25 protein-coding genes are annotated in these 24,303 nt (G+C 65.5%); 10 read left to right on the plus strand and 15 right to left on the minus strand.

From position 1 onward, the window contains the following. The first annotated feature begins 94 nt into the window (after positions 1-94). Positions 95-529 (plus strand): Hsp20/alpha crystallin family protein, encoded by a 435-nt coding sequence (locus tag G9V96_RS08860; protein WP_168582707.1) that lies wholly within the window; start codon positions 95-97, stop codon positions 527-529. Positions 530-941: 412 nt separating this feature from the next. Here G9V96_RS08860 and G9V96_RS08865 read toward each other — a convergent pair whose 3' ends face one another. Genes G9V96_RS08865 through G9V96_RS08905 form a run of 9 tightly spaced genes read right to left on the minus strand, consistent with a single transcriptional unit; the run spans position 942 to position 9,678 of the window. Next, positions 942-2,465: a carotenoid oxygenase family protein gene (locus G9V96_RS08865; protein ID WP_168582708.1), complete on the minus strand. Its 1,524-nt coding sequence runs from the start codon at positions 2,463-2,465 to the stop codon at positions 942-944. Positions 2,466-2,500: 35 nt separating this feature from the next. Further along, positions 2,501-3,565 carry a branched-chain amino acid ABC transporter permease gene (locus tag G9V96_RS08870; RefSeq protein WP_168582709.1) on the minus strand — a complete coding sequence of 355 codons (1,065 nt, stop codon included), beginning with the start codon at positions 3,563-3,565 and terminating at the stop codon, positions 2,501-2,503. Between the two features lie 14 nt (positions 3,566-3,579). Further along, positions 3,580-4,485, minus strand: coding sequence for a branched-chain amino acid ABC transporter permease (locus tag G9V96_RS08875; RefSeq protein ID WP_168582710.1), 906 nt, complete (start codon positions 4,483-4,485; stop codon positions 3,580-3,582). A gap of 7 nt (positions 4,486-4,492) precedes the next feature. After that, complete coding sequence (locus G9V96_RS08880; protein ID WP_210424367.1) at positions 4,493-5,209, minus strand: ABC transporter ATP-binding protein; 717 nt, start codon at positions 5,207-5,209, stop codon at positions 4,493-4,495. Next, the gene (locus G9V96_RS08885; RefSeq protein WP_168582711.1) at positions 5,202-5,996 is read right to left on the minus strand and encodes an ABC transporter ATP-binding protein; all 795 of its coding nucleotides are present in this window, start codon (positions 5,994-5,996) and stop codon (positions 5,202-5,204) included. Before G9V96_RS08885 ends, G9V96_RS08880 begins: the two co-directional genes overlap by 8 nt. Beyond that, positions 5,993-7,318: an ABC transporter substrate-binding protein gene (locus tag G9V96_RS08890; RefSeq protein WP_168582712.1), complete on the minus strand. Its 1,326-nt coding sequence runs from the start codon at positions 7,316-7,318 to the stop codon at positions 5,993-5,995. The genes G9V96_RS08885 and G9V96_RS08890 overlap by 4 nt, the downstream gene beginning before the upstream one ends. Before the next feature lie 58 nt (positions 7,319-7,376). Then, complete coding sequence (locus G9V96_RS08895; RefSeq protein ID WP_168582713.1) at positions 7,377-8,177, minus strand: alpha/beta fold hydrolase; 801 nt, start codon at positions 8,175-8,177, stop codon at positions 7,377-7,379. Between the two features lie 52 nt (positions 8,178-8,229). Next, positions 8,230-8,955 (minus strand): alpha/beta fold hydrolase, encoded by a 726-nt coding sequence (locus G9V96_RS08900; protein WP_168582714.1) that lies wholly within the window; start codon positions 8,953-8,955, stop codon positions 8,230-8,232. Between the two features lie 27 nt (positions 8,956-8,982). Beyond that, positions 8,983-9,678, minus strand: a complete 696-nt coding sequence (locus G9V96_RS08905; protein WP_168582715.1) for a FadR/GntR family transcriptional regulator — start codon at positions 9,676-9,678, stop codon at positions 8,983-8,985. Positions 9,679-9,907: 229 nt separating this feature from the next. On the opposite strand from G9V96_RS08905, the gene G9V96_RS08910 reads away from it, so the two are divergent. Together G9V96_RS08910 and G9V96_RS08915 are read left to right on the plus strand one after the other, a co-directional pair. Then, positions 9,908-10,693: an SDR family NAD(P)-dependent oxidoreductase gene (locus G9V96_RS08910; RefSeq protein WP_168582716.1), complete on the plus strand. Its 786-nt coding sequence runs from the start codon at positions 9,908-9,910 to the stop codon at positions 10,691-10,693. After that, positions 10,693-12,120, plus strand: a complete 1,428-nt coding sequence (locus G9V96_RS08915) for an aldehyde dehydrogenase family protein (protein WP_168582717.1) — start codon at positions 10,693-10,695, stop codon at positions 12,118-12,120. The genes G9V96_RS08910 and G9V96_RS08915 overlap by 1 nt, the downstream gene beginning before the upstream one ends. A 340-nt stretch (positions 12,121-12,460) precedes the next feature. Here G9V96_RS08915 and G9V96_RS08920 read toward each other — a convergent pair whose 3' ends face one another. Beyond that, positions 12,461-12,991: a gluconokinase gene (locus G9V96_RS08920; RefSeq protein ID WP_168582718.1), complete on the minus strand. Its 531-nt coding sequence runs from the start codon at positions 12,989-12,991 to the stop codon at positions 12,461-12,463. Position 12,992: 1 nt separating this feature from the next. After that, positions 12,993-14,381: a GntP family permease gene (locus tag G9V96_RS08925; protein WP_168583935.1), complete on the minus strand. Its 1,389-nt coding sequence runs from the start codon at positions 14,379-14,381 to the stop codon at positions 12,993-12,995. A gap of 146 nt (positions 14,382-14,527) precedes the next feature. Here G9V96_RS08925 and G9V96_RS08930 point away from each other — a divergent pair, with 146 nt between their 5' ends. The 4 genes from G9V96_RS08930 (at position 14,528) to G9V96_RS08945 (ending at position 18,591) form a co-directional block, all read left to right on the plus strand. Beyond that, positions 14,528-15,253, plus strand: coding sequence for a FadR/GntR family transcriptional regulator (locus tag G9V96_RS08930; protein WP_210424368.1), 726 nt, complete (start codon positions 14,528-14,530; stop codon positions 15,251-15,253). A 94-nt stretch (positions 15,254-15,347) separates the two neighbouring features. Further along, positions 15,348-16,721, plus strand: coding sequence for a glycosyltransferase family 4 protein (locus G9V96_RS08935; RefSeq protein ID WP_168582720.1), 1,374 nt, complete (start codon positions 15,348-15,350; stop codon positions 16,719-16,721). Further along, a complete protein-coding gene (locus G9V96_RS08940; protein ID WP_168582721.1) occupies positions 16,715-17,425 on the plus strand; it encodes a class I SAM-dependent methyltransferase in 711 nt (236 codons plus the stop codon). The genes G9V96_RS08935 and G9V96_RS08940 overlap by 7 nt, the downstream gene beginning before the upstream one ends. Then, complete coding sequence (locus tag G9V96_RS08945) at positions 17,425-18,591, plus strand: prenyltransferase (RefSeq protein ID WP_226913243.1); 1,167 nt, start codon at positions 17,425-17,427, stop codon at positions 18,589-18,591. Before G9V96_RS08940 ends, G9V96_RS08945 begins: the two co-directional genes overlap by 1 nt. Before the next feature lie 96 nt (positions 18,592-18,687). Here G9V96_RS08945 and G9V96_RS08950 read toward each other — a convergent pair whose 3' ends face one another. The 3 genes from G9V96_RS08950 to G9V96_RS08960 all read right to left on the minus strand — a co-directional run bounded on the left by G9V96_RS08950 (position 18,688) and on the right by G9V96_RS08960 (position 20,482). After that, positions 18,688-19,152 carry an NUDIX domain-containing protein gene (locus G9V96_RS08950; protein ID WP_168582722.1) on the minus strand — a complete coding sequence of 155 codons (465 nt, stop codon included), beginning with the start codon at positions 19,150-19,152 and terminating at the stop codon, positions 18,688-18,690. Continuing rightward, positions 19,152-19,847, minus strand: coding sequence for a class I SAM-dependent methyltransferase (locus tag G9V96_RS08955; RefSeq protein ID WP_226913244.1), 696 nt, complete (start codon positions 19,845-19,847; stop codon positions 19,152-19,154). Before G9V96_RS08955 ends, G9V96_RS08950 begins: the two co-directional genes overlap by 1 nt. An 83-nt stretch (positions 19,848-19,930) precedes the next feature. After that, positions 19,931-20,482, minus strand: a complete 552-nt coding sequence (locus G9V96_RS08960) for a TetR/AcrR family transcriptional regulator (protein ID WP_168582723.1) — start codon at positions 20,480-20,482, stop codon at positions 19,931-19,933. Between the two features lie 81 nt (positions 20,483-20,563). Here G9V96_RS08960 and G9V96_RS08965 point away from each other — a divergent pair, with 81 nt between their 5' ends. The 3 genes from G9V96_RS08965 (at position 20,564) to G9V96_RS08975 (ending at position 23,287) form a co-directional block, all read left to right on the plus strand. Then, the gene (locus G9V96_RS08965; protein WP_168582724.1) at positions 20,564-21,019 is read left to right on the plus strand and encodes a DoxX family protein; all 456 of its coding nucleotides are present in this window, start codon (positions 20,564-20,566) and stop codon (positions 21,017-21,019) included. Between the two features lie 97 nt (positions 21,020-21,116). Next, entirely contained in the window at positions 21,117-22,484 is a 1,368-nt protein-coding gene (gene brnQ, locus G9V96_RS08970) for a branched-chain amino acid transport system II carrier protein (protein ID WP_168582725.1), read from the plus strand. Continuing rightward, complete coding sequence (locus G9V96_RS08975; RefSeq protein WP_168582726.1) at positions 22,481-23,287, plus strand: SGNH/GDSL hydrolase family protein; 807 nt, start codon at positions 22,481-22,483, stop codon at positions 23,285-23,287. Before brnQ ends, G9V96_RS08975 begins: the two co-directional genes overlap by 4 nt. 113 nt (positions 23,288-23,400) lie before the next feature. On the opposite strand, the gene G9V96_RS08980 is transcribed toward G9V96_RS08975, so the two are convergent. Beyond that, a complete protein-coding gene (locus G9V96_RS08980; RefSeq protein ID WP_168582727.1) occupies positions 23,401-24,303 on the minus strand; it encodes an SDR family oxidoreductase in 903 nt (300 codons plus the stop codon).

A 24,303-nucleotide genomic window follows, 5' to 3' on the forward strand; every position in this document is an offset into this window, starting at 1 on the left:
CCAGATAAGGCATCGTTGATCTCGGCCCGCGCACATGCTCGCAGCCCCCGAAACGACGCCAGGCGGCACCACCGCAGCACAGGAGGAGGACACTATGACCGCTCGATTCGACCCCTTCCAGGAGATGGAGCGCTGGCTGAACACCGGCACGCGTACCAGCACTCCCACCCAGGGCCCTCTGGCCATGGACCTGTTCCGCCAGGGTGACGCCTTCGTCGCCAAGATCGATCTGCCGGGCGTGGACCCCAGCAGCATCGATATCGACGTCGACGACCGCACCCTCACCTTGCGCGCCGAGCGCCGCCCAACCGTGGACGAGGACGTCACCTGGCTCTCCCGCGAGCGCGAGAGCGGCACGTTCGCCCGTCAGCTCGCCCTGGGTCGCGGCCTGGCAACCGACCGCATCGAGGCGGACTACACCGACGGCGTGCTGACCTTGACGATCCCGGTCGCCGAAGAGGCCAAGCCGCGCAAGATCACGGTCAACCACAGCTCATCGCCGGCCCAGATCGAGGGTACGCAGAACTGATCCATCCGGGCATGACCCGGTGAAGCACCAGAGCGCCGCGGGCTTTTGCCCGCGGCGCTCTGGTTTACGTGGTGACCCGCCCGCTCGCGCCCGAAGACCGGAGACGCGAGCGGGCGAGCGTTTGTGGGCTCAGCCATCCAGGCCGAGTCGAAGCAGTACCAGGTGCTCAGGATGTGAGCGGGTTGCCACCCGAGGCCGTGCGCACCGATCCACTTCGTCGACGCGGTGCTACCAGCTCGACTGGCGCCACCTGCCGGACCCGATCAGGCCCGAAGACATGCACGTGGACCGCATCAGGGTGCAGTGGCGGAAAGCTCCCTCCACCGCTGCACCCTGATCTCGCGCGTCTCTCGTCGTGACTACCGCCGGGGAGTCGCGCCGTCCACCTTGCGCGTCCACTCCCAGGCCGCACTCAGTAAGTCAGCGGATGCATCTTCGCCAGACCCGAGCCACGGTTCTCGCCGTCCATCCGGTCACCCTCAACCCAACAGGCGTGAGTTCCGGCCGCAATCCGCTCGGGCAGCACCACCGTGCAGATGGGACCCGCCTCGATGTCCGCCGCATCGAAGATCAGGCATTCGGAGCGGTCCTGAGCCATATCATTGACGAAGGTGATGACATAGGCCGCGTCCTCCTCGGTGGAGCCGATTTTCTGGGCGACACACACCTCGGAGCCATACCGCTGGTCTCCATATTCGTAACGGACCATATCGCCGCGAAGCAGGTCGTAGCGCTTCAAACCGCACATGTACCAATGGCCTGGAACGAACAGGGAGTTGTAGCTGTACCGGTACGTCTTTCCGACCCAGTCATTCCCCACGATCGGGAACTCGGTCACTTCGTCGTCGAGCGAATACTCTTTCGTCTCCCCCGTGCGAACATTGAGCATCCACCGATACATGTGCGTCTGCGTGGCGTGCTTGTCCAGGTTGCGGGCGATCTTTGCATACGGGTCGTTGGGGTCACCGACGGGCATCTTGCCCAGGTTGTCCCAGCGACAACCATCGTGAATGATCCAGTCGCCGTCTTCATAGCAGTTCGCGATGTGCAGCAGGAAACTCGGCTCGAACTCGAACCAGCGCACATCTTCGCTGCGCCCGAACCGCGGGATAACCCCGATTCGGAACGGCATGTTGTCGTGGAAGGACAGCTTGGCGCTCTGCCCCGCAGGACCGTCTTTGTCGAAGAAGTACGGAATGTCATGTAGCAGGCTGTAGTTCTTCGTCATGCCGATGTCATGCAGCCAGCGGTGCCCGGGCAGGTCGATCGGGACGTAGTGGACGAGCTTGTCCTCACCACTGACCACGCCGTAGTTCAGATACGGTGCCTGCTCGAAGTTGTAGTTGAAGAAGATCATGTCACCGGTCTCGACATCGACCTTCTGGTGGGAGGACACCCCATCGGGGACCAGAGCAGCCCAACTCGCCGTCGCTCCCGAAGTCTCCAACGTGTACGGGCTCATGACCCATGGTTCGCTGCACTGAGACATCGTCGGATAGAGCTTGCCGGCGTGACCCACCACGTCGGTGCCGGCGTTGTCCTTCATCGCACCCATTGCACCCCAACCCCGTCGGGTGTACATGTCGGGCTGCAGCAGTCCCGGCCACAGGGATTTGCCCACGGCCTGTTCGGCGAGGAATCCAGTTGTGCGAACGAAGCGGTTCCGGTACTCGCACTTGCCGTCTTCGAATCGAATGGCGTGCAGCATTCCGTCGCCGTCGAAGGGGTGGTAGAGACCGAGCGGCATTTGCGCCTGGTTGTGCGTGTTGCGGATATAGACGCCATCCAGGTCGGCCGGAATCTCCCCGATGATCTGGAGGTCTTTTCCGCTGACCGTCAACTCATTACGCTGAGACCGGAAGGCTCCCTTGAGCCACGGATTGTCTGTCTCATCCTCGCGCGGAACGCTCAGGATGAGAGCATTTGGGTCATTCATTTTAGTCTCCTCAAGAATGGGAACAGCGGGGTGCGTCAGGAGCGGCCCTGCGGCGAGGCCATCTCGCCGATACCGTCGCGCGGAGCGGCCTCTGACGCGTCCTCGCGGGGAGCGGCGGTGCGACCGCCGGGCGCCTTCAGGCGCCGAGAAACTGATGTGAAGCCGCCCGCGATCCCAGCCGGCATGAAGAAGATGATCGCGATGAGTAGGGCGCCGTAGGCCATGTTTGCGCCGCTGCCCCCGATGAGGTCGGCGGTGAACTCAGGCAGCATCACGAGGACGACTCCGCCCAGGAACGAGCCGAGGATCGTGCCACTGCCACCGATCAACAGACCGGTGAGCAATTGGACGCTCAACATCAATCCGAATACTTCCGGAGCCACCACACCAGCCGTCATCGCATACATGCTTCCCGCGACCGCGGTAATGGCAGCGCTGAGCGCGAAGCTGGCGACCTTCTCTCGAGTCAGGTTGACGCCGTTGACTGAAGCGGCCAGCGGGTTGTCCTTGATGGCCAACAGCGTACGAACCGCCCCGGCGCGTCCCAGGTTGCGGATCACGCCGATGACGAGCAGCGTCACAACAAGGATCACCAGGTAGGTGACGCTCAGCTGGGTCATCCAACTCGGTGTATTGGTGGGCAGCGCCCATCGAGAGGTCAACAACTTGCCATTGGCTCCCCCGGTGATCGCCTCAGCCTTGATCACGATCAAGGGGAAAGCGACAGCGAATCCGAGGGTGACCAGCGCCAGATAGTGCCCTTTCAATCGCAGGGCGGGCAGTCCGGTTACCACTCCGACGAGGAAACCCAGGCCGGCTGCGATAGGCAGGGTAAGCAGGATCGGCAAGGCATAGTCGGTGACGAGGATCGTTGTCACGTATGCGCCGATGCCGAAGAAGGCACTGTGCCCCAGCGAAATCTGTCCGGTGTACCCCGAGACCAGGTTCAGTCCCAAAAGCGCCACCCCGAAGATCAGGATCTGCGCGATCTTCAGGACCGAAGTCTGGCTGAGCAGCACTGGTGCGAGCGCCAGGAGCAGGGCGGCGACACCCAGAACAGCCATCGACTTCCGCCGAGAGTAGACCGGTGAAACGGTCATAGACCTTGAGTTGCTCATACCCGCGTCACCGCCATCCGTCCGAAGAGACCATTGGGTCGAATCATCAGGACTGCGAGCAGCAGCACGATGGCGATCACCAGTCCCGAGTCATTCCCCACCGCGGGCACGAAAAACGGGAACAGCGCTTCGACGAGGCCGACGATCAGACCGCCGACAACGGCACCGACGGGGCTGTCGAATCCGCCTAGACATGCTGCGGTGAATCCGAACACCAGCACGTTGACCATCATTGTGAAACTGAGCGTTCCAGTAAGTTGCGATGTGATGACGCCGGCAAACAGCGCGGGAACTGCTGCGAGCGCCCAGCCGAGTGCAAACATTCCACTCACCGGGATACCCACCAGACCCGCCGAGTCTCGGTTCGAGACGACCGCGCGATAAGCCAGGCCGAGGCGGGTGCGGTTCAACAGCAGCCACAGAGCGCTCAGCAGGAGAATCACCGTGATCCAGGTGCCGATGACGGCGTAGGAGAGCACAAGCGGCGGGTCACCGTCGAGTACTTGAATTCCATCATTCAAGCCCGAAGGGAACAGTGCCAGTGGCGCACGCGAACCGAGCCCCCAGACAGCGCCGTTGAAGGCGTTGATAAAGAGGAATAATCCAAGCAAGGCAATCAAGGCAACGTCGTGCCCTTTGCGCTCCAGAGGACCCATGATGGCGAACTGGATACCAGCGGCCACGGCAGCAGAGAGAACCACGGCCACCGCAACAGCTATCCAGATGTGCAGACCCATCGAGACGCCGGTGAATACTAGGAAGGTCGACAGCATAGCCATTTCGCCCTGAGCGAAGTTCAGGTATCCGGTCGAGCGGAAGACCGTCACCAGCGACAGCGCGAGCAAGCCGTAGATGGATCCGTTTGCCAAGCCGTTGGCGCTGAGCGCCAAGAAATTTGTCATGGGCCGTTCACATCCCTAGATATGCTTGCCGGACGGCAGAATTGCCGCGGAGTTCATCGGCGGTGCCGGAAAGCACGGTTTCCCCGGCTTCCAGGACGAAACCTCGATCGGCGATGTCCAGCGCCAGTTCGGCGCTCTGCTCGACCACGAGCATGGCGGTCCCTCTTTCCTTGTTGATCTCCCGCAGGAGCCCGAAGAGCTCCTGAACCACGAGGGGAGCCAGCCCCAAAGAAGGTTCGTCGAGCAGAAGAAGCGCCGGATTGGACATCATTGCCCGGGCAACGGCGAGCATTTGTTGCTCGCCGCCCGATAGCGTTCCGGCCCTCTGCTCCTTCCGCTCACCGAGGCGAGGAAACCTCTCCAACCACTCGCTCGTTTGCTTGCCGATCTCTTTGCGGCTGCGCACCGAATGAGCACCGACGGTGAGGTTCTCCGAGACCGTCAGGTCAGGGAAGGTGCCGCGGCCCTGGGGAACGGTTGCAACGCCGAGGCGGACGATGCGCGAAACCGACATCGAACCGATGTCCTGCCCACGGAAATTCAACGTCCCCTCGGACGGCAGGCTCCCGTTGAGTGCCCGCATCGTCGTGGGTTTTCCGGCGCCGTTGGCGCCGAGGAGCACGACTACCTCGCCTTCGGCGACATTGACCGTCACACCGTGGAGTACGGTCACGCTGTCGTACCCCGCGTGCAAGTCCTGAACGTCGAGAATCAGGTCAGGCATCTCGCCTCCCGAGGTAGGCCTCGATCACAGCGGGCTCGGCAGTGACCTGACTGGGTGTTCCTTCGGCGATCTTCCGACCGCGTTCCAGAACGACGACGTGCTCACTCATGTCCATGACCAGGCCCATGTGGTGCTCGACCAAGACGATGGTCAGACCGCGCCGCGTGCGAATCCCTTCGAGCAGCGCTCCCAGCTCCATTACTTCGCTGTGTGTAAGCCCGTTGGCAGGCTCGTCCAACAGGAGCAGGCGCGGGTGGCTGGCCAAAGCGCGAGCTAGCTCCACCCGCTTCAGAGTCCCGATCGGCAGACCCGTAGCCGCGTGGTTGGCAAGGTGGGCGATGTCGAGTTCGTCCAGGATCTCTTCGGCAAGTTGACTCTTGCGCCGCATGTCGGCCGAGCCGCGCAACCCAACCATCGAGGGCCACCACGCGACGGGATGCTCCGAGGGCATCCCGATGATGACGTTGTCCAGGACGCTCATGCCCTCGAAGAGAGCGATGTTCTGGAAGGTCCGGGCGACTCCGTGGCGGGCGATCTCATAGATCGCCATGTCGAGCAGGTTCGTGTCGTCGACGAGAACAGTTCCAGAATCCGCCGGGTAGACGCGGCTGATGATGTTGAAGACCGAGGTCTTTCCCGCACCGTTCGGACCGATGAGCCCACATACGGTCCCCCCGGGCACCTCAAATGTCACACCGTCAACGGCCTTGATGCCACCGAAATGCAGCCGCAGATCTTTAACGCTCAGCGAGAGTCCTGTCCGCTGCTCGGTGAGCAGCTTGGTCATGGTTTTTCACCATTCGCCAAGACGCTGCTCTGCGTGCCCTTCCAGGCCTTGGTGGCTGGGTCGAACTCACCCATGACGGCATACCCGGTCGGGTAGGGGAACTCTCCGTTGATGACGGTGCCATGTTCGGGGAAGTCAAGACCGATCGTGCCGTCGGTGGTCCAAACCGCGTCCATGAGACCAACGCGGCTCAGACCATGGGGCGAAGCTGCGGCTCGTTTCAACTGATCGGTTAGCAGCGCGGACTGCTGGTATGCCGTTGCCGCAAAGCTGGAGTGCTTTTCCGTGCTCGGTGAGTACTTGTCCAGGAACTTGTGGTATTCCTTTGCAGCCTCAGTGTCTTTGAACTCCTCGGAGTTCGTGTCGATGAAGGACTGCGGCGCATACACATTGACCGCCTTGTCCTTCAAGGGGAAGAGCACGTCACTGGCATCGCTGCAGGCATAGGGCAGCATAATCGGCCCGTTGAAGCCTCCGCTGCGAGCCGCGTTCACGAACTGCGAACAGAACCCTGATCCGGTGCTGGCCACGAGGGCGTCGGGAGATTTGGACAGCAGCTGAGTGACCTGACCGGAGAGGGACACGGCCGTCGAATCGTGGTTGACGGTGCCGACTACCTCAACCTTGGCGTCGCCGATGGCCGACTCGAAGGCCTTGCTGGCCGAGGCGCCGAAGTCGTTGTTCCAAACCAGCCCGCCGACTTTGGCGCCGGCGGGGAACTCGTTGGTCAGGAAGTTGACCATCAACGAACCGTTTGCCGCGTAGGGGAAGAAGTTCGAGGTCGAGTACGGGTGTTCGGCTGGGTTATAGAAGTTAGGCGCACCCGAAGAGACAGCGAGCTGCGGGACGCAGCTGCTCTCGTGCATCGTCTGGACCGCGGTCGACTGTGCCGTGCCGAGTTGCAGCATGGTCGCCATGACCTTCTCGTTCTCCACGAGGGCCTTGACGTTTCCTACGGCGCGGGCGGCCTCGTAGGCGTCATCCTTGGCGATGAACCGGAGCTTGTGCCCGTCGATGCCACCCTGTTCGTTGAGCATCTTGAAGTAGCCCTCGATCACGGGGACCATATCGTTGCTGGCCGCGGACACCGGACCGCTGAGGGCGGTACTCATCCCGATCACGATCTCTTCGCCCGGCTCGAGCTTGGCCGTAGCTTCTGCGGGGCACCGGTCGGTGTCCAGCGTCACTGTCTTGGCATCGACCACTGCGCCTTCGCCCCCGCCGCCGCCGGTGTTGGACGAGCATCCCGCAGTGATGAGCAGCATTGCGCCCATCCCGACGGTGCAGGCGACGGTTTTGTTGGATCTCTTGACGGAGCTCACGGGCAGGCCTTTCGTTAAGCGCTTAGCGGGGGAACACGACATTGGGTTCACTGCGCGATCAGACATTGGCGACTCGGCGCGAGAGGAAGTCCAGGATCCGACCGTGGTACTCCTCCGGCGCCTCAACAAATGGGTAATGGCCTGCACCGGGGATCTCCGTGTATTCGCTATCCGGCACCAGTTCCGCCATCGCCGCCATTCCCGCCGGCGGGCAGGCCGTGTCGCACTCACCGGCAACGAGCAGAGTCGGCACCGTGACCTGGCGTAGGGCATCCCTGTTGTCGCACTCGATGATGGCGTTCATCGAGCTCACGAAGACGTCGGTCGGCATCTCGCACACGACCTCGACGACGCGGTCCACCAGCGGCCCGGAGGCATTCGGCCCCATCATGCTGCGGAGAAGATCCGGGGCATATTCCCCAATGGATTTGCCAGCCGTGATCGGGTCGACGCGCTCGGCGATGAACCTCTTCTGCTCTTCGGCGCTGCGGCTCTGCAACCCGGCGGTCGAGGCGGACAGGATGAGACCGTGTACCTGAGTACCGAGCAGGTTTGCGGCCAGCGGAGCGATGAGCCCGCCCATGGAATGCCCTAGCAGGACATTCTTACGGCCGCCGACAGCTTCCACCAGGGCCGCTGCGGCTTCTGCATGCGCCTGAATACTGGTGTCATCCGGCTTAGGAGAACCCGCGTACCCGGGGCAGTTCCAAATAACGACCCGGTGACCCATCTTCGTGAAGTAGTCACGGGTGGTACCGAAGTAGCGTCCATCTCCGTAGGCACCGTGCAAGAGGAAGACGGTGACATCACCGTCGCCATAGATCTCGTGGGTCGGCAGGGCAGGGGGGGGTATGGGCATGGGTCCTCGCTTTGTGTGGTGGGTACGTTCGATGAGAAGGGGGGATCCGGGGTTACTGGATCCCTGACCCCGTCAACCACTCATTGATCGCTGCGGCCAGAGGTGCTGGCTGTTCAGCCGGAAGCATGTGTCCCGCCCCCTCGATCACGACGAAGTCGGCCGCAACGGCCTGCGCCATCTCGCGTTGCCGTTCGGTGGGGATCACGCGGTCATCTGCTGCGGCGACCACCAGAACAGGTATCTCGGCGTTCGCCAGGACGTCCCGACGATCCGGTCGGGCAGCAGCAGCCATCTGATGGGCCATGAATTTCTCGGCGCCGTAGTTCTCGAGAGCGCGCTTGCGCTGAGCCATCATTTCGGCGTCATCAAGGTGCTCGGCCGTGTAGGAGGCGGCAGTCGCGGCCTGCGCGAGTGCGAAGTACTCGCCAGCGCGGGCTTTACTCACCGAGGCCTCGCGTCGAGCGCGCGCTTCCGGCCCGTCAGCACCGTCGTGAGAGTTGACCAGAACGAGGCCACGAACACGATGGGGGAATTTCGCCAGGACAGCCAGTGCTACATAGCCACCGAAGGAGTGGCCGATAAGGACTGCGCCTCGGCCGAGGGAAGGCTCGATGGCGTCGGCGATCTCATCGACGTCAGCCACTGGCGGGAGCTCGAGCGCGGCAGATTCCCCAGGACTCAAGTGATCTCTCACTGCAGCCCAATCCGCGGCGGTGTTGTTGACCCCATGCAGGAAAATGATGTTCGTGGGGCTGATCTCTGGGCCTGCTGAGGTCATCGGCTCCCTTTCTGTTCGCTCAGGCCGTCATGTGGCCTGCGCTTCTGAATGTCGCCTGGTCACAGCCAGGACGTCTTGGAGGTGGTTCTTCATAAGGAGCTCTGCGTTCGCGGGATCCTGGTCCTTGATCGCCAGATAAATCTCTTGGTGAGCGCGATCCCACGCGGTCATGCACTCGGGCTCGAACTCCAGCAGGACAGTGACGCTGACCGGGCCTGTCGTCAGGGCCCGTTCGATCCCGATAAGGACCGGATTGCGAGTTGCCCGGGCCACCCGAGGGTGAAAGTTTCCCGGTGTCACTGACGGATCCTTGCCGTGCGGCACCAAGGCGAATCGTCGGATCTCAACCAGGTCCTCTTCGGTACGCCGTTGCGCTGCCAGCGACGCCACCTGCGGTTCGAGCAGGATCCGAGCCTCAACCACGTTCAGCAGGGACCTGTTCGGGTGAAGGAGGACATCCGCGAGGCGTGCAACGGTCGAGGTGCTCGAACCGTCACTGACGAACACACCGGCGCCGTGCCGGGTCTCGACCAACCCCATGGCCTCGAGATAGGCGATGGCCTGTCGAAGCGAGTTGCGCGAGACCTCGAACCGAGCAGCTAACTCACGCTCACCCGGCAACGCCACTCCTGGTTGGAGTTCACCACTGACGATCAGCCGTCTGAGGTGGTCGGCGATTTGCGCATGCACCGAGGTGCGTTCGATATGCAAGTGCGAGTCCATGGCTCCCATTTTGACTTGTAGCGGCAGGAACTCATACCTGCAATGAACGGCATGCGCCCCGCGGGTTACCCGGGGTGTCAGGCGTTCTGGTCACTGGTGCATTGGGTAAGTGGTTGAACCAGTGACACTCCATACAATATGATGTGGGTCACTCGACTGTCAAGCACGTGGTCGAGGAGGGCCGCGGCGGTCTACCGCCGTGGCCGACCACTCAGGAGGAACTAGCAAAGTGACGAAACGACTAGAGGGTGCCGTAGTTCTCATCACCGGCGCGGCCTTGGGCCAAGGCAACGCACATGCACGGCGAATGGCTGCCGAGGGCGCCCATCTCGTGCTCGGAGACATTCGCGTAGACGATCTCGAAACGCTCGCATCGGAGCTGCGAAGCGACGGGACTCGCGTCCTGGCCGGACGCCTGGACGTGGCTGACCCCGACGACTGGTCGTCCCTGGTCCAAGACGCCACGGCTGAATTCGGCACCATCACCGGACTGGTGAACAACGCAGGCATCATGTCCCGGGGGTCTGTGCTCGACGAGACCCTCGAGGACTGGATGCGAACCCTCGCGGTCAACCAGACTGGCGTGTTCCTCGGCCTCCAGAGCGTCGCCCCGATCATGCAGAAGGCTGGGCGCGGCTCCATCGTCAATGTGGCCTCTACTCTCGGCCGCTACGCCTCGACCGTCGGCTTCGCCTACCAGGCGACCAAGGGGGCGATGCTGATGATGAGCAAGAGCGCTGCGCTCTCCTTGGGTCCAAGCGGCGTCAGGGTCAACACGATCCTGCCCGGATTGGTCGACACCCCTTTCCTGGCTGACAGCAAAGAGCGAGGCGCCCTCGCCGATCCGGTCAGTCGTACCCCGCTGGGTCGCATCGGAAAGGCCGAGGAGCTCGCCTCCGTCGCCGCCTTCCTGATCAGCGATGACGCTGCCTACATGTCCGGGGCCGAGCTTGTTGTCGACGGCGGCATGACGTCCGGTTCATTGCAAAGCCTCAAACCCCTCAAGGAGATCTGATGACAACCCTGACCGAGCCTGCAACCGGGCGCCCCTGGCAGGAAGTCCCTGCCACCGCCCTGGACTCGATCGACGAGGTCTTCGAGAGGGCCGCCGCAGCTCAAAAGCAGTGGGCTGCCCTGCCGGCCACGATGCGCAGCGAACTGCTCTTCGGTCTGGCCGATCGGCTCGGCCAACTCACCGAGGAGCTCGCCGAGATCGAGGCTCGCAACACCGGCAAGTCCATCCGGGAGACCCGACAGGAAGCCGCCAGAATGCCGGCGGCGGTGCGCTACTGGGCGGGTTGGGCCGATAAGGTGACTGGCACGACGGTTCCCTTCCATCCCGACTTCCACACCTACACGACGCGAGAGCCGTGGGGCGTTGTGGTCGGCATTGTGCCGTGGAACGTTCCGTACATCTTCGCCGTGCGCCGCATCGTGCCTGCCATTGCTCTAGGCAACGCTGTCATTCTCAAGCCGGCCGAGGAAACCCCGTTGACCGCGCTCCGCCTTGCTGAGGCCTGCCGCGAGGCCGGAATCCCCGACGGCCTCGTCCAGGTGGTCACGGGCGGCGCCGACGTAGGTGCCGCCCTCGTGGAGCACCCGGGGGCAGACATCATCCTCTTCACCGGATTCCATGAGACCGGCAAGGCCATCGCCCGGGCTGCAGCCAACAATCTGACGCCCACGCTGCAGGAGCTGGGCGGCAAGTCGCCGCAGATCATCTTCCCCGATGCCGACCTGGACCAGGCTCTGGACGCGGTCGTGGCCGGCGTCTTCGGAGCGACCGGTCAGATGTGCATCGCCGGTTCACGGCTCTTGCTTCACGATGACGTGCCCGACTCCTTCCTTGAGGAGCTGGCCAGCCGCGTCAACCAGCTCGTGGTGGGAGATCCTCGCGATGAGAGCACCGATGTGGGCCCGCAGGTCACGGCTCGCCAGCGGGACAAAACGCTAGCGATGATCGAGGCCGCTACCAGCGAGGGCGCCCGCATCGCAGCCCAGGCACAGCTGCCGGCGGACCCCGAGTTGGCAGATGGATTCTTCACGCAACCGACAGTGTTCACCGATGTCACCCCAGAGATGTCAATCGCGACGCAAGAGGTCTTCGGTCCGGTCCTGTCCGTGATGCGCTTCTCCGACGAAACTGAAGCGATTCGCTTGGCCAACGACACCGAGTTCGGTCTGGCCGCAGGCGTGTGGACCTCGGACGTGGGTCGCATGCACCGCATGGCCCGCAGCATCAAGGCCGGTCTCATCTGGGGAAATACCTATCGGATCATCAACGACATGATTCCGACGGCCGGCTACGGGCAGTCCGGGTACGGCGCCGAAGGAGGAATGGAGTCCATCGCCAGCCTCACTCGGTCCAAGAGTGTGTGCCTGGCGTTGGAACCGGGTCTTCCCTCCTATATCCCGCGGTTGCCGAAGGCAAATCAGTCCTGATCAAAGATCCACAGGCGCCCTCCGCGGCGCAGTGGCGATCGGGCTGTAGAACACCCTGAATCACCCATTCAGGCAGAGCCGGGGGCAGTGAACACCTGCCCCCGGCTCTGCGGCTCCACCCCCCCGAACGCACCGTGCCACGACACCGCGTACGCCGGAACCACTCGTCCGCAGACCACACTCGGAGCAGACGCGGGCCCAGGAGCACCGGGTGAATCCCGCACGGGATTCAGACACACCAGCGCGCCGCGGGCTGTTGCCCGCGGCGCGCTGGTTTTACGTGGCGACCCGCCCTCGCACGCCCGAAGGTCGGAGGCGTGCGGGACGGGTGTTCGTGGACTCAGCCGTCCAGGCCGAGTCGCAGCAGTGCTTCCTCGACGATCTCCTCTGGGGAGAGACGGACGTCGAGTTGCACCCCAGGTTCATCCTCTTGCAGCGGTTCCAGCGTCTCCAGCTGGGAATCCAGTAGCTCCGGCGGCATGAAATGACCGCTGCGCCCAGACATCCGTTCGCTGATGACGTTCGCGCCACCCTGCAGGTGGGCGAAAACGACGCCGGGTGCTCCCTCGCGGAGCATGTCGCGATAGACCCGTCGCAGCGCCGAACAGGTGATGACGCTGGTCTTGCCGGCCGCCTCCTGCTCCCCGATCCAGGCGGCGAGCGCCCGCAGCCAGGGCCACCGGTCCTCGTCGGTGAGCGGGATGCCGGAGGTCATCTTGTCGATGTTGGCTTGGGGGTGGAACTGGTCGGCTTCGGCGAACTCCCAGCCGAGTCGCTGAGCCAGCGACTGAGCGATGGTCGATTTGCCGCAGCCGGAGACGCCCATGACGACGATGTGGCGGGCAGCGCCTGGCTGCAGATTGCCCCGCATCTCAGAGCACCAGACTCACGAGCGCGGCCAGGGTGAAACCGACCACACCGATGAGGGTCTCCATGACCGTCCACGTCTTCAGGGTGGTCTTCTCATCCATCCCCAGGAACCGGCCGACCAGCCAGAATCCGGAGTCGTTGACGTGGGACAGCACAGTGGCGCCACACGCGATCGCAATGACGATGCAGACCAGGTCCATCCCGGACAGGCCGCTGGTGGCCGCAACGGTCGGGGCCATCAAACCAGCGGTGGTCGTCAGAGCGACGGTGGCCGAACCCTGCGCGACGCGCAGCGCGGTGGCCACCACGAAGGCGGCGACGATGACGGGCAGGCCAGTGGCTTCGAGGCTGCCCGCGAGGGCTTCACCGATACCGCTAGCGCGAAGGACGCCACCGAACATGCCACCGGCACCGGTGACCAGGATGATTGCGCACACCGGGGCGAGGGCGTCGTTGCAGACCTTCTCGATGGAAGCCAGGTCGAGCTTGCGGTTGCGCAGCACGAAGATCGCCGCGAGAACCGTGATGAGCAGCGCAACCGGCGTCTGGCCCAGCAGACGCAGCGCCTGCACCCAGGTGGCGTCACCGTCGACGACGCCGCTGGTGGCCAGCGTGTTCAGCCCGGTGTTGAGGAAGATCAGGACCAGCGGGAGCAGCAGGATCGACAGCACCAGGCCGAAGCTGGGGCGCTCGTCAGCGGGCACGTCGCGCACCTCGCCAAGGATGGCCGGGACCGGAAGGTTGAAGCGCTTACCGGCCCACTGCCCGTACAGGTAGGAAGCGATGAACCAGGTCGGGATGCCGATGAGCAGACCGACGATCACGAGCAGACCCATGTCGGCGCCGAGCAGTTCACCCGCGGCAACCGGGCCGGGGTGCGGAGGCACGAAGGCGTGCATGACCGCGAAGGCACCCGCTGCAGGGAAGGCGTAGGTGATGACCGAGCCGCCGAAGCGGCGGGCGACGCTGAAGATGATCGGCAGCATGACGACCAGGCCGGCGTCGAAGAAGATCGGAAAGCCGAACAGCAGCGAGGCGATGCCCAGTGCGAGGGGGGCGCGCTTCTCACCGAAGCGGGCGATGAGAGTGTCGGCGAGCACTTGAGCGCCGCCGGTCACCTCGAGCAGGCGGCCGATCATGGCGCCGAGGCCGACGAGCAGGGCCACGCTGGCCAGGGTGCCGCCGAAGCCATCGAGCAGGGTTTTCATCAGGTCGCCCAGCGGGATCTTCGTCACCAGGGCAGTGCCCAGGCTGACGAGCACGAGCGAGATGAAGGCGTGCAGTTTGAGCTTGATGATGAGCACGAGCAGCACGAGCACAGCGGCGACCGCGATGGCCAGCAGGGTGACAGTGCCGTAGGCGGGTTGAACAGGATCTGCTGCGGCGAGCATCCCGAGTACTGGAGTCACGACTCCTCCTTGAGTCTGAGCATCTGATGGTCGCGTCGAGCGACACCCCCCAGAGTGGGCCAAACGTATGATCTTTGGCAAGCGGTGTGAGCAAAGATACGTCTAATGCTCGTGCGACCATGGGGGGCATGACCGCGCACGGGGCAACCGCAGCAGGGCTGCATGAGCAGCTCCTTGAAGCCATCGGCGCCGACCTCGCCGCAGGTGAACTCAGCCCCGGGATGGTGCTGCCCATCGAGGCGTTGGAGGAGCGATACGGCGTCTCACGCACCGTGGTTCGCGAAGCCGTCAAGGTGCTGCAACAACTCGGGATCGTCACCAGCCGCCGCCGTGTCGGAATTTCGATCCAACCCTCGACGCAGTGGGAAGCGCTCAATCCTTACGTCATCAGGTGGCGACTGGCCGGGCCGACGCGGGTGGCGCAGTTGCGTGAGATCAGCGAACTGCGAACTGGTGTCGAACCTGTTGCCGCCTCGCTGGCCGCCCGCCGCGCCACTAGCCAGCAGTGCCAGACCCTGGTCAACGCCGCCGGCGGCATGTTGGTGACCGGGCACCGCGGCGACCTGCAGCCCTACCTGGAACACGACATCGTCTTCCACACCACATTGCTCGCCGCCTCGGGTAACGCCGCCTTCGCCAGCCTGGCCCCGTTGGTCGCCGAAGCCCTTTCTGGACGCACCCAGCACGATCTGATGCCGGCCCGGCCGCTGCCTGAGGCGATGCGCTGGCATCGGGAGGTCGCCGACGCGATCGCTGCCGGAGACCCTCGGCTGGCCGAAGAAGGGATGCGGTGCATCGTGCGCGAAGCCCAGGAAGCCACCGACCCCGAGCTTGCGAGCAGCCACGACAGCTGAAGGAGCACTCCCCAGACACGACGCCCGGGCTGACCTGCCTCTAGGCTGGGTCGTCGCGTCCAACCTGGTGGGGACGCCCCGAACCGGAGGTGCCATGAGCGGGTTACGCGTCGCGCTGCTGTCTTATCGCAGCAAGCCGCACTGCGGCGGGCAAGGCGTGTACGTCCGCAACCTTTCGCGCGAACTCGCCGCCCTCGGTCATGAGGTGACGGTCTTCTCCGGGCAGCCCTACCCCGAACTGGACCGTCTCGGCGAAGGGGTCACGCTGGAGAAGCTGCCCAGCCTCGACCTGTACCGCGAACCCGACCCGTTCCGAATCCCCCATCTGCGCGAATACCGGGACCTGGTCGACCTGGTAGAGGTGGGCGGGATGCTTACCGCGACCTTCCCGGAACCATTGACGTTCAGCTTGCGGGCGGCTCGTGCGCTGCGCGCCCAAGCGCACCGCTTCGACGTCGTCCACGACAACCAGAGCCTGGGGTACGGACTGCTCAGCCTTCCCCGTCTCGGCCTGCCCGTCGTCGCGACCATCCACCACCCGATCACCCGCGACCTACAGACCGACCTTTCCGGGGCCCAGACGTGGCTCCGGCGGCTCTCGCTGCGGCGCTGGTATGCCTTCCTGACGATGCAGAAACGGGTGGCGCGCGCTCAACAGCGGATACTGACCGTCTCCCAGTCCTCCGCCACGGACATCGCCCACGATTTCGGGGTCGACCCGGAGCGGATCACCGTCGTCCCGCTGGGGGTGGACACCGAGGTCTTCACGCCGCGCAGGTCCCAGGATCGGGTGCCGGGCCGAGTGGTCGCCATGGCTAGCGCCGACACCCCGCTGAAGGGCATCGACGTGCTGCTCGAAGCCATCGCCCAGCGCAGAGCCGAACACCTCGGGGCGGACACCCCACTCGAACTCGTCCTGGTCAGCGCGACCCGCCCCGGCGGGCGCACCGAACGCCTGCTGGATGAGTTACGACTGCGTGATGTGGTGCGCGTCGTCGGCGGCCTCTCCGACGCCGAGCTCGCCGACCTGGTGGCTTCGGCCCAGGTGGCCTGCGTGCCGTCCCGCTATGAGGGTTTCTCCCTGCCGACGGTGGAGGCGATGGCCTGCGGCACCCCCCTGGTCGTCTCCCGTGCCGGAGCGCTGCCGGAGGTCGTCGGCGAACCAGGTTCGGACTGCGCACTGGTGGTAGAACCCGGTGACGCGACTGCCCTGTGCGCGGCGCTGTCGCGGCTGTTGGACGATCCGGATCTGCGCCTGCGGCTCGGTGAGGCAGGCCGGGCGCGTGCCTGCGCGCGATACTCCTGGCCCGCGGTGGCGCGGGCGACTGCGCAGCTCTATCGCGAGGCGATGGGCAGCGCCCCTGTTCCTTACCGTGTCCACGCACGCAACTGGCCGAAGTTGACCCGGTTGCGAGCGCGGGCCCCGCAAAAGTCCACAGTTCCTTCACCGATGGGATCCTCGTGCTGACCGTTGACTTCGACCGCCTCGGCCTGCGTGCCGGGGAACGACTACTCGACCTCGGCTGCGGCGCCGGCCGCCACGCCTTCGAGGCCTACCGCCGCGGGGCCCGAGTGACCGCCTTCGACCAGGACGAGAAAGAGCTGGCCGGCGTCCAGGAGATGTTCGAGGCGATGGCCGCCGCCGGTGAGGGCGAGCCTGGCGGCGCCGGCACTACCCGAGGTGACGCCCTGCATCTGCCTTTCTCTGATGGCGAGTTCGACCGGGTCATCGCCGCCGAAATCCTGGAGCACATTCCGCAGGACCGGGAAGCGATCAGCGAGCTGGTGCGCGTGTTGCGTCCCGGCGGCACCATGGCGGTGACGGTCCCCCGGTTCTGGCCCGAGCGCATCTGCTGGGCTCTTTCGGATGAGTATCACCAGGTCGAGGGCGGGCACGTGCGGATCTACCGCGCCGACACCCTGGCCGGGCAGCTCTCCCAGGCCGGGCTGGACGTCACCGGGCGCGACCATGTGCATGCGCTGCACGCACCGTACTGGTGGCTCAAATGTGCGGTCGGGGTGGACAACGATGACAACCCTCTGGTCAAGGGCTATCACCGGATGCTCGTCTGGGATCTGATGAAGAAGCCCGCGCTCACCCGCACCGCCGAGCGGCTGCTGGACCCGGTCCTGGGCAAGAGTGTCGTGCTCTATGCGAGGAAGCCGGCCTGATGCCGGTGCGCTCAGCGCCCCGCGCAACGCGCGAACCTGCATCAGACCCGGGAGCCCGCGACGAGCCGTGCGACCAGGTCGGGGCAGACCCTGACCTGTCGGGTCTGGCGCTGCCGTCGCTGGCGGACCTGCAGGCCACCGGCCGGAGTATCGCGGCGGCACAGTCTGCGTGTGGTGCGATCCCGTGGGAGACCCAGGGTGAGACCGCGGGCAAGGTCGACGCCTGGGATCACACCGAATGCGCAATGGCGCTGCTGGTGACCGGTCAGGTCGCCGAAGCCGAAGCCGCCTACCAGTGGCTGCGGCGCGCGCAGCGACCTGACGGGACGTGGCCGATCGAATGGCGGCTGCGGGGCGGGGAAATCCTCGTCACCGACCCCGGCGCCGACACCAACCAGTGCTCCTATCTGGCGGTCGGACTGCTGCACCACTGGCTCATCCGAACAGATCTGAGCTTCATCGAGGAGTTGTGGCCCACTCTGGATGCGGCCCTGGACGCCGTGATCGCGCTCGCGCTGCCGGGGGGCGGCATCGCCTGGGGTCGCGGTAGCGGCGGCACCGCCGACGAGGCGTTATTGACGGGCAGTTCGAGCATCGCCCATGCGTTGCGTTGCGGCCTGGCGTTGGCCGAGGTCCTGGAGACCGACCGGCCGGCCTGGCGGTACTTGTTGGCCGAGCTGACCGCGGCCATCCAGGCTCACTGCGCCTGGCAGGCGGGTGGCCAGCAGCCAGGGCAGACGCCGGCGTTCGCCGACAAACAGCGCTTCTCGATGGACTGGTATTACCCGGTGCTCGGTGGCGTGCTGCGCGGGCCGCAGGCCCTGGCCCGCATCCAGGACCGCTGGGAAGAGTTTGTCGTCCCCGGTCTAGGGATTCGCTGCGTCCAGGACAGCCCATGGGTCACCGGGGCCGAGACCTGCGAGCTCGCCTTGGCGCTGGAAGCATGCGGGCAGCGCCGCGAAGCCGCAATGTTGGTCGCGGACATGCAGCACCTGCGTGACGAGAACGGTTCGTACCACACAGGTTTGGTGTACAGCGACGGTAAACGGTGGCCCATCGAACGTTCCACCTGGACCGGCGCCGCGGTCGTGCTGGCCGTGGACGCATTGGTCGGGCACACGGGCGGGGCTGAGGTTTTTCGGGCGGGGTCAGCGCCTGAGGAGTAGGGACGCGGAGGCGCACGACGCTGCCGTGCGCCCCGCCCCCGCTCTTGGGCGCTCGGGCCGCTCTGGGACCTATCAGGTTAGGCAACCTGCTCAGCCTCAGGCCGCCAGCAGGGCGCAGAGCCGGTCCAGCAGTGGCACCTGGCTGGCGATGAGTTTGTGCCGCGCCTCCTGCACCGGCCAGAACTGGGCCCGGTCCACTTCCGGGATGCGCAGCATCTTCCCGGAACGCGGCGGCCACTGGATGTCGATCTCGTTGCTGGCCACGAACTGCACGCTCGCGTCTTCTACCGCGTAGGCCACCACCCGTTTGCCGCTGGACTGGCGGATCTCGCCCAGTTCCAGCCACGGCTGCGGCGGCGCGGGAACACCGATCTCCTCAACGAACTCGCGTGCGGCTGCGCAGCGCGGCGCTTCGGTGGCGGGGTCGTATTCGCCTTTGGTCACGCTCCAGACGTGCTCATCTTTACGCGCCCAGAACGGCCCACCCGGGTGGGCGAGGAAGACCTCGATCCCGTGGTCGGTGCGCCGATAGGGCAGCAGCCCAGCGCTGAAACGCACCATCAGCCGACCGGGTCCCCGGCCGCCCCGGCGACCCGGCGCAGGATCCGCATCGAGCCCAACTGGCGCGTTTCCTGCCAATTGCCCGACTCCAACGCGCGTTGGTAGCAACGCCACGGGGCCTGGCCGCCCTCTTCGGGGTGTTCGAAGATGTCGTGGAAGACCAGGGTGGCGCCGTTGGCGACCCACCGCCCAAACCCGAGGTAGTCGGCACTGACGTGCTCGTCGGTGTGGCCGCCGTCGATGAACAGCAGCGACAGCGGGGTGCGCCAGTGGGCTGCAACGGTGGGTGAGGCGCCGACGATAGCCACGACGACATCCTCCAAGCCGGCCGCGGTGATCGTGGCGCGGAAGAACGGCAGCGTGTCGATACGCCCCGCCTGCGGGTCGACCAGAGTCGGGTCGTGGTACTCCCACCCAGGCTGGTTCTCTTCGCTGCCGCGGTGGTGATCCACCGTGAATACCACCGGCGCTGAAGCTGATTCGGCAGCACTTTCCTGCTGCGCCGCGACGCGGGCTGCGGCTCCCAGGTACACCGCGGACTTACCGCACCACGTCCCCACCTCTAACGCGGGCCCGTGCGCCAGGGCGCGCACCGCCTCCTGGAACAGCAGCTCCCCTTCGGCTTCAGGCATGAAACCGCGAGCGGTCAGCGCATGATCGAGCAGATCGGCAGGCATCGGTGGTGAAGACGTCACCCTGCAAGCCTGACGGTTGCCCGCACCAAACGCCACACCGGCCACGCGGACGCAGCACGCGAGGAATGAGGTGGCCTCGCCCCTCAACCGAACAGTTGTCGCGCGGCCCGCAGCGTGAGCTCCTCCAGATCTCCTGCAGGAATCGCCCCTTCTGCGGCCAGCGAGGCCAGGCCGTGCACGAGAGCCCACGCCGCGTATCCACCCTCGGCCACGGTCACGAAGCGACGACGCTCGTGCGGCAGTGACTGCACGCCCTCGGCGAGCTGCCGTGACGCCTCCGCTCGGGCCGCCAACAGGTCGGGGTCTGTGGCGTGAGCCAGGTCCAGCCGGTGCATCACCGCGTAATGGGCGCGGTGGCGGCGGGCGAAACGCACGTACGCGACAGCGACCTCGTCGAAACCACGCGGTGCAGCCTGCCGCAGCGCCGTGGTGAGCAGGCAGAAGCCTTCCACGGCAAGGGCGGTCAGCAAACCGGGACGGTCTCCAAAATGGTGTGCTGGCGCGGCATGCGAGACGCCGACCCTTCGAGCGAGGTCGCGCAAGGACACGCTGCTCGGCCCTGATTCCGCGATCACGGCGACGGCCGCGTCCAGCAGCGCCCGCCGCAGGTTTCCGTGGTGATAGCCATCGCTCATGGCTGCACGATACCGAGGCCATCTAGTCAGTGCCTAGTTCGTCACCTACAGTTATCTTGTCACCGACAAGATGGAGGCCTGATGGCCCCGCTCATCGTTCTACTCACGGTCACCGCACTAGCCCGGGCCATCGGAGCATGCGACGTCGAATACGTGGCGTCCTGGCCCGAAGCACTGGCCGTCGGGCTCTCCGCGATGTTCATCGTCACCGCAGTGGCGCACTTCGATCCGACCCGGCGGCCCGGCCTTATCTCGATCGTGCCACCCGTCATTCCGGCTCCAGGGCTGTGGGTGAGCCTTACAGGCGTGCTGGAACTCATGGGAGCGGCCGGTCTACTGGTGCCCGCCGGGCACGGGCCCGTCCGCGCGCTCGCCGCCTGGTGTTTGGCAGCACTCCTCGTGGCAATGTTCCCAGCGAATGTGTACGCCGCCACGGCCAAACGGTCCCCGACCGCACCCCACACACCCCTGGTGCCACGCACCGCGATTCAAGGTGTCTTCCTTCTGGCCGCAATCATCGTCGCCTCCACCGGGTGAGCGGTGAGCGACTGCGCCCCGTCGCTGCGCGCATCCTCGAGGGCACCATGTGCCCTTTGATGCCGAGCCAGGCAGCGCGGGGGGTAGCCTGCCTGCCGTGACGACACGGCTTCGCCCCGCTCAGACCTTGTTGGTCGGCTCCCTGATTTTTGGTTTGTATTTCGGGGCGGGCAACCTCATCTTCCCGGTCCAGCTCGGCCGCGATGCAGGCTCGGCCACCGCGGCCGCCACCATCGGGTTCCTGCTGACTGCTGTCGGCCTGCCCATCCTGGGGATCATCGCCTCCGCCCTGGCCCGTGCCCGCGACGTCTTCGAGATGGCGCGACCGGTGGGCCGCCGGTACGCCCTGGTCTTCACCTGCCTGCTCTACCTGACCATCGGTCCGCTGTTCGCAATCCCGCGAACAGCGACCGTCTCCTACGAGGTGGGGGTCCGCCCGCTGCTGAGCCCGGGCGCAGACGGGTGGGCACTACCGCTGTTCTCCCTGGTCTTCTTCGCCCTGACCGCAGTGTTGGCGTGGCGTCCGGGCAAACTGCTCGACTGGGTCGGGCGCTATCTGACCCCGATCTTCCTCGTGCTGCTCGGTGCGCTCATCGCCGCGGCGATCATCTCCCCGATGTCGCGGGGGGCGGCCCCGGCGCCGGTCGAGCCGTACGCCGACGGTGCTTTGAGCGCAGGTCTGCTGGACGGCTACAACACCATGGATGCCCTGGCCTCACTGGCCTTCGCCATCGTCATCGTGGAGGCTTTGCGGCGGCTGGGAGTGACTCGCCCCTCCCGGATCGCCGTCGAAGTGGGTAAGGCCGGCCTCATCGGCGGCGCAGGCATGGCCCTGGTCTACGCCGCCCTGGCATATGTGGGAGTCACCAGCCTGGGCGTGGTGCAGGGCGAGAACGGCGGCAGCGTCCTGGCCGGGACGAGCAACCACTACTACGGCGTGATCGGCCAGTATCTGGTGGCGGCCATCGTGCTTGTCGCCTGCCTGAAGACTGCGGTCGGGCTCATCGCCGCCTGCGCCGAGATGTTCGTCAGCTTGTTCGCCTCCGGCCCGAAATACCGCGGCTGGTTGGCTCTCTTCGTCACCACATCGCTTCTGGTAGCCAACGCGGGGTTGGAGACGATCATCGCCTACTCCATCCCGGTGCTGATGTTCCTCTACCCGCTGGCCATCATCACGATCCTGCTCGGGTTGCTGCACCACTGGGTCGGCAACCGCCGCCCGATCCACGTCTGGGCGACCGCCCTGACCGGGGTGGCGGCCCTGTTCGATCTGCTCAAGGCGCTGCCCGAGCCGTGGTCGCAGCTGCCGCTGGTGCAGAACGCGGTCCACCTGGGCGGCTCCCTGCCCGGTTTCGAGTCCGGTTTCGGTTGGGTGGCCCCCGCCCTGCTCGGCCTCATCATTGGAGCGCTGGTGTCCACCCGCACGCCCGCCGCCGACACCGCTGTGGCGCAGGAGGTTCGATGAATCCCGCCGGCAAGCTCCGCACTGAAGCCTCCCGGCTGCTCGCATTTGCCCTGTCGCCGGTCCTGATCACCCAGGGCGGGCGGGTGTTGGCCTCTATTCCTCGCCTGGCCGAGGCGGGCGGTCCCACGCACGGCCAGGCCCCCGGTCAAGGCGAGCCCATCGCGTTGCTCGTCGTCGGTGAATCGACCGCCGTCGGGGTGGGCGTGGACCAACACGACGAGGCCATCGTCGGCGAACTCACCCGACTCATCGCAGCCCAGACCGGGCGGGCGGTGCGCTGGAACGTCATCGGTCGCAACGGCGCGCGACTGCGTGCGACTCACACTCGGGCATTGCCCGAAGTTATCGGCGAATACGACTGTTGCGTCGTGCTGCTCGGCGTCAACGACACCCTGGGGTTGACCTCAGCCGGGCGTTGGCGCAAGGAGATGACGACTTTGCTGGCCCGGCTGAGTCAATGCACCCGAGCGCAGGGGCTGATCGTGCTGGCCGGGGTGCCGCGCCTGGACCGCTTCCCCGCGCTGCCGCAGCCGATGCGTTTCGTCATGGGCGCTCACGCGCACACGCTGGACAGTGTGTTGGCCGATCTCAGCGATCTCAGCACCGCCGTGGCCGCCGACCCGCCGGTCAACACCGCCAGCGCGGGAGACGTCAGCCGCGTGCACGTCCCCACACCGCCGATGGAGGAGCCTGCCGACCTGGCCACGGACGGATTCCACCCCTCGGCGCAGGGCTACCAGCGGTGGGCGCAGCACCTGTTCGCTGCCGCGATCCACCCCTGGCTCCAGGCTCGCACCGCCTGAACCACTGGCGCCGGGGGCGCCCACCGCCGGCGGTGGCCCGACCCTGCCAGCCACGACCGCGGCAGCCGCCCCCGGCGCCACCTACCGGAACTTGCCCGGTTGTCAGTTGTGGATCAGAAGACGGCCTTGCCGCCGGTGACCCCGATGACCGAGCCGGAGACGTAGCTGGCGTCCTTGGGTGAGGCCAGGAACACGAAAGCGCCCGCGCACTCGGCCGGTTGCCCGGCGCGGCCCAGCGGGGTGTCGCCGCCGAATTGCTCGACCTTCTCCTCGGGCTGGGTCGCCGGCTGCAACGGAGTCCAGATCGGGCCGGGCGCGACCGCGTTGACCCGGATGCCCTTCTCGCCGACCTCTGCGGCCAGGTTCACCGTGAAGTTGGTGATTCCGGCCTTAGTGGCGGCGTAATCCATCAGACCCGGTGAGGGCTGGTAGGCCTGCACGGAGGCGTTGTTGATGATGCTGGCGCCCTTGGCTAGGTGCGGCAACGCGGCCTGGGTGATCCAGAACAGGGCGTACAGATTGGTCTTGAAGGTGCGGTCCAGTTCGTCCGTGGTGATGTCGAGCATCGAGTCACGGCGAGCCATTTGGAACCCGGCGTTGTTGACCAGGACGTCCAAGCCGCCCAGTTCAGCCACGGCGTCAGCCACAATGCTCTCGCACACGGACTGCTCCCGGATGTCGCCGGGAAGCAGGACGGCCTTACGGTCGGCCTTCTCGATCCACTTCTTGGTCTCCTGCGCGTCTGACTCTTCGTCCGGCATGTAGGAGATGGCCACGTCAGCGCCTTCACGCGCGTAGGCAATCGCTACCGCACGGCCGATGCCGGAGTCCCCACCGGTAATCAGGGCGCGCATCCCCGAGAGCTTCCCCGAGCCTTCGTAGGTCTGCTCGCCGTGATCTGGCAACGGCGTCATCTCGCTGGTCAGGCCCGGGGGCTGTTGCTGCTGCTTGGGGAAGCCACCCTTGTCGTTCACTAGCTTTTCGGCGTTCTGGGCTACTTCAGGCTGCAGAGTCAT

The sequence above is a fragment of the Gephyromycinifex aptenodytis genome (genome assembly GCF_012277275.1).
Taxonomy (GTDB): Bacteria; Actinomycetota; Actinomycetes; order Actinomycetales; family Dermatophilaceae; genus Gephyromycinifex; species Gephyromycinifex aptenodytis.

What these genes read in the sequence shown, in the direction of transcription:
- G9V96_RS08860 (WP_168582707.1), top strand. Translation starts at nt 95, where the DNA reads ATGACCGCTCGATTCGACCCCTTCCAGGAGATGGAGCGCTGGCTGAAC.
- G9V96_RS08865 (WP_168582708.1), bottom strand. Translation starts at nt 2,465, where the DNA reads ATGAATGACCCAAATGCTCTCATCCTGAGCGTTCCGCGCGAGGATGAG.
- G9V96_RS08870 (WP_168582709.1), bottom strand. Translation starts at nt 3,565, where the DNA reads ATGACCGTTTCACCGGTCTACTCTCGGCGGAAGTCGATGGCTGTTCTG.
- G9V96_RS08875 (WP_168582710.1), bottom strand. Translation starts at nt 4,485, where the DNA reads ATGACAAATTTCTTGGCGCTCAGCGCCAACGGCTTGGCAAACGGATCC.
- G9V96_RS08880 (WP_210424367.1), bottom strand. Translation starts at nt 5,209, where the DNA reads ATGCCTGACCTGATTCTCGACGTTCAGGACTTGCACGCGGGGTACGAC.
- G9V96_RS08885 (WP_168582711.1), bottom strand. Translation starts at nt 5,996, where the DNA reads ATGACCAAGCTGCTCACCGAGCAGCGGACAGGACTCTCGCTGAGCGTT.
- G9V96_RS08895 (WP_168582713.1), bottom strand. Translation starts at nt 8,177, where the DNA reads ATGCCCATACCCCCCCCTGCCCTGCCGACCCACGAGATCTATGGCGAC.
- G9V96_RS08900 (WP_168582714.1), bottom strand. Translation starts at nt 8,955, where the DNA reads ATGACCTCAGCAGGCCCAGAGATCAGCCCCACGAACATCATTTTCCTG.
- G9V96_RS08905 (WP_168582715.1), bottom strand. Translation starts at nt 9,678, where the DNA reads ATGGACTCGCACTTGCATATCGAACGCACCTCGGTGCATGCGCAAATC.
- G9V96_RS08915 (WP_168582717.1), top strand. Translation starts at nt 10,693, where the DNA reads ATGACAACCCTGACCGAGCCTGCAACCGGGCGCCCCTGGCAGGAAGTC.
- G9V96_RS08920 (WP_168582718.1), bottom strand. Translation starts at nt 12,991, where the DNA reads ATGCGGGGCAATCTGCAGCCAGGCGCTGCCCGCCACATCGTCGTCATG.
- G9V96_RS08925 (WP_168583935.1), bottom strand. Translation starts at nt 14,381, where the DNA reads ATGCTCGCCGCAGCAGATCCTGTTCAACCCGCCTACGGCACTGTCACC.
- G9V96_RS08930 (WP_210424368.1), top strand. Translation starts at nt 14,528, where the DNA reads ATGACCGCGCACGGGGCAACCGCAGCAGGGCTGCATGAGCAGCTCCTT.
- G9V96_RS08935 (WP_168582720.1), top strand. Translation starts at nt 15,348, where the DNA reads ATGAGCGGGTTACGCGTCGCGCTGCTGTCTTATCGCAGCAAGCCGCAC.
- G9V96_RS08945 (WP_226913243.1), top strand. Translation starts at nt 17,425, where the DNA reads ATGCCGGTGCGCTCAGCGCCCCGCGCAACGCGCGAACCTGCATCAGAC.
- G9V96_RS08950 (WP_168582722.1), bottom strand. Translation starts at nt 19,152, where the DNA reads ATGGTGCGTTTCAGCGCTGGGCTGCTGCCCTATCGGCGCACCGACCAC.
- G9V96_RS08960 (WP_168582723.1), bottom strand. Translation starts at nt 20,482, where the DNA reads ATGAGCGATGGCTATCACCACGGAAACCTGCGGCGGGCGCTGCTGGAC.
- G9V96_RS08965 (WP_168582724.1), top strand. Translation starts at nt 20,564, where the DNA reads ATGGCCCCGCTCATCGTTCTACTCACGGTCACCGCACTAGCCCGGGCC.
- G9V96_RS08975 (WP_168582726.1), top strand. Translation starts at nt 22,481, where the DNA reads ATGAATCCCGCCGGCAAGCTCCGCACTGAAGCCTCCCGGCTGCTCGCA.
- G9V96_RS08980 (WP_168582727.1), bottom strand. Translation starts at nt 24,303, where the DNA reads ATGACTCTGCAGCCTGAAGTAGCCCAGAACGCCGAAAAGCTAGTGAAC.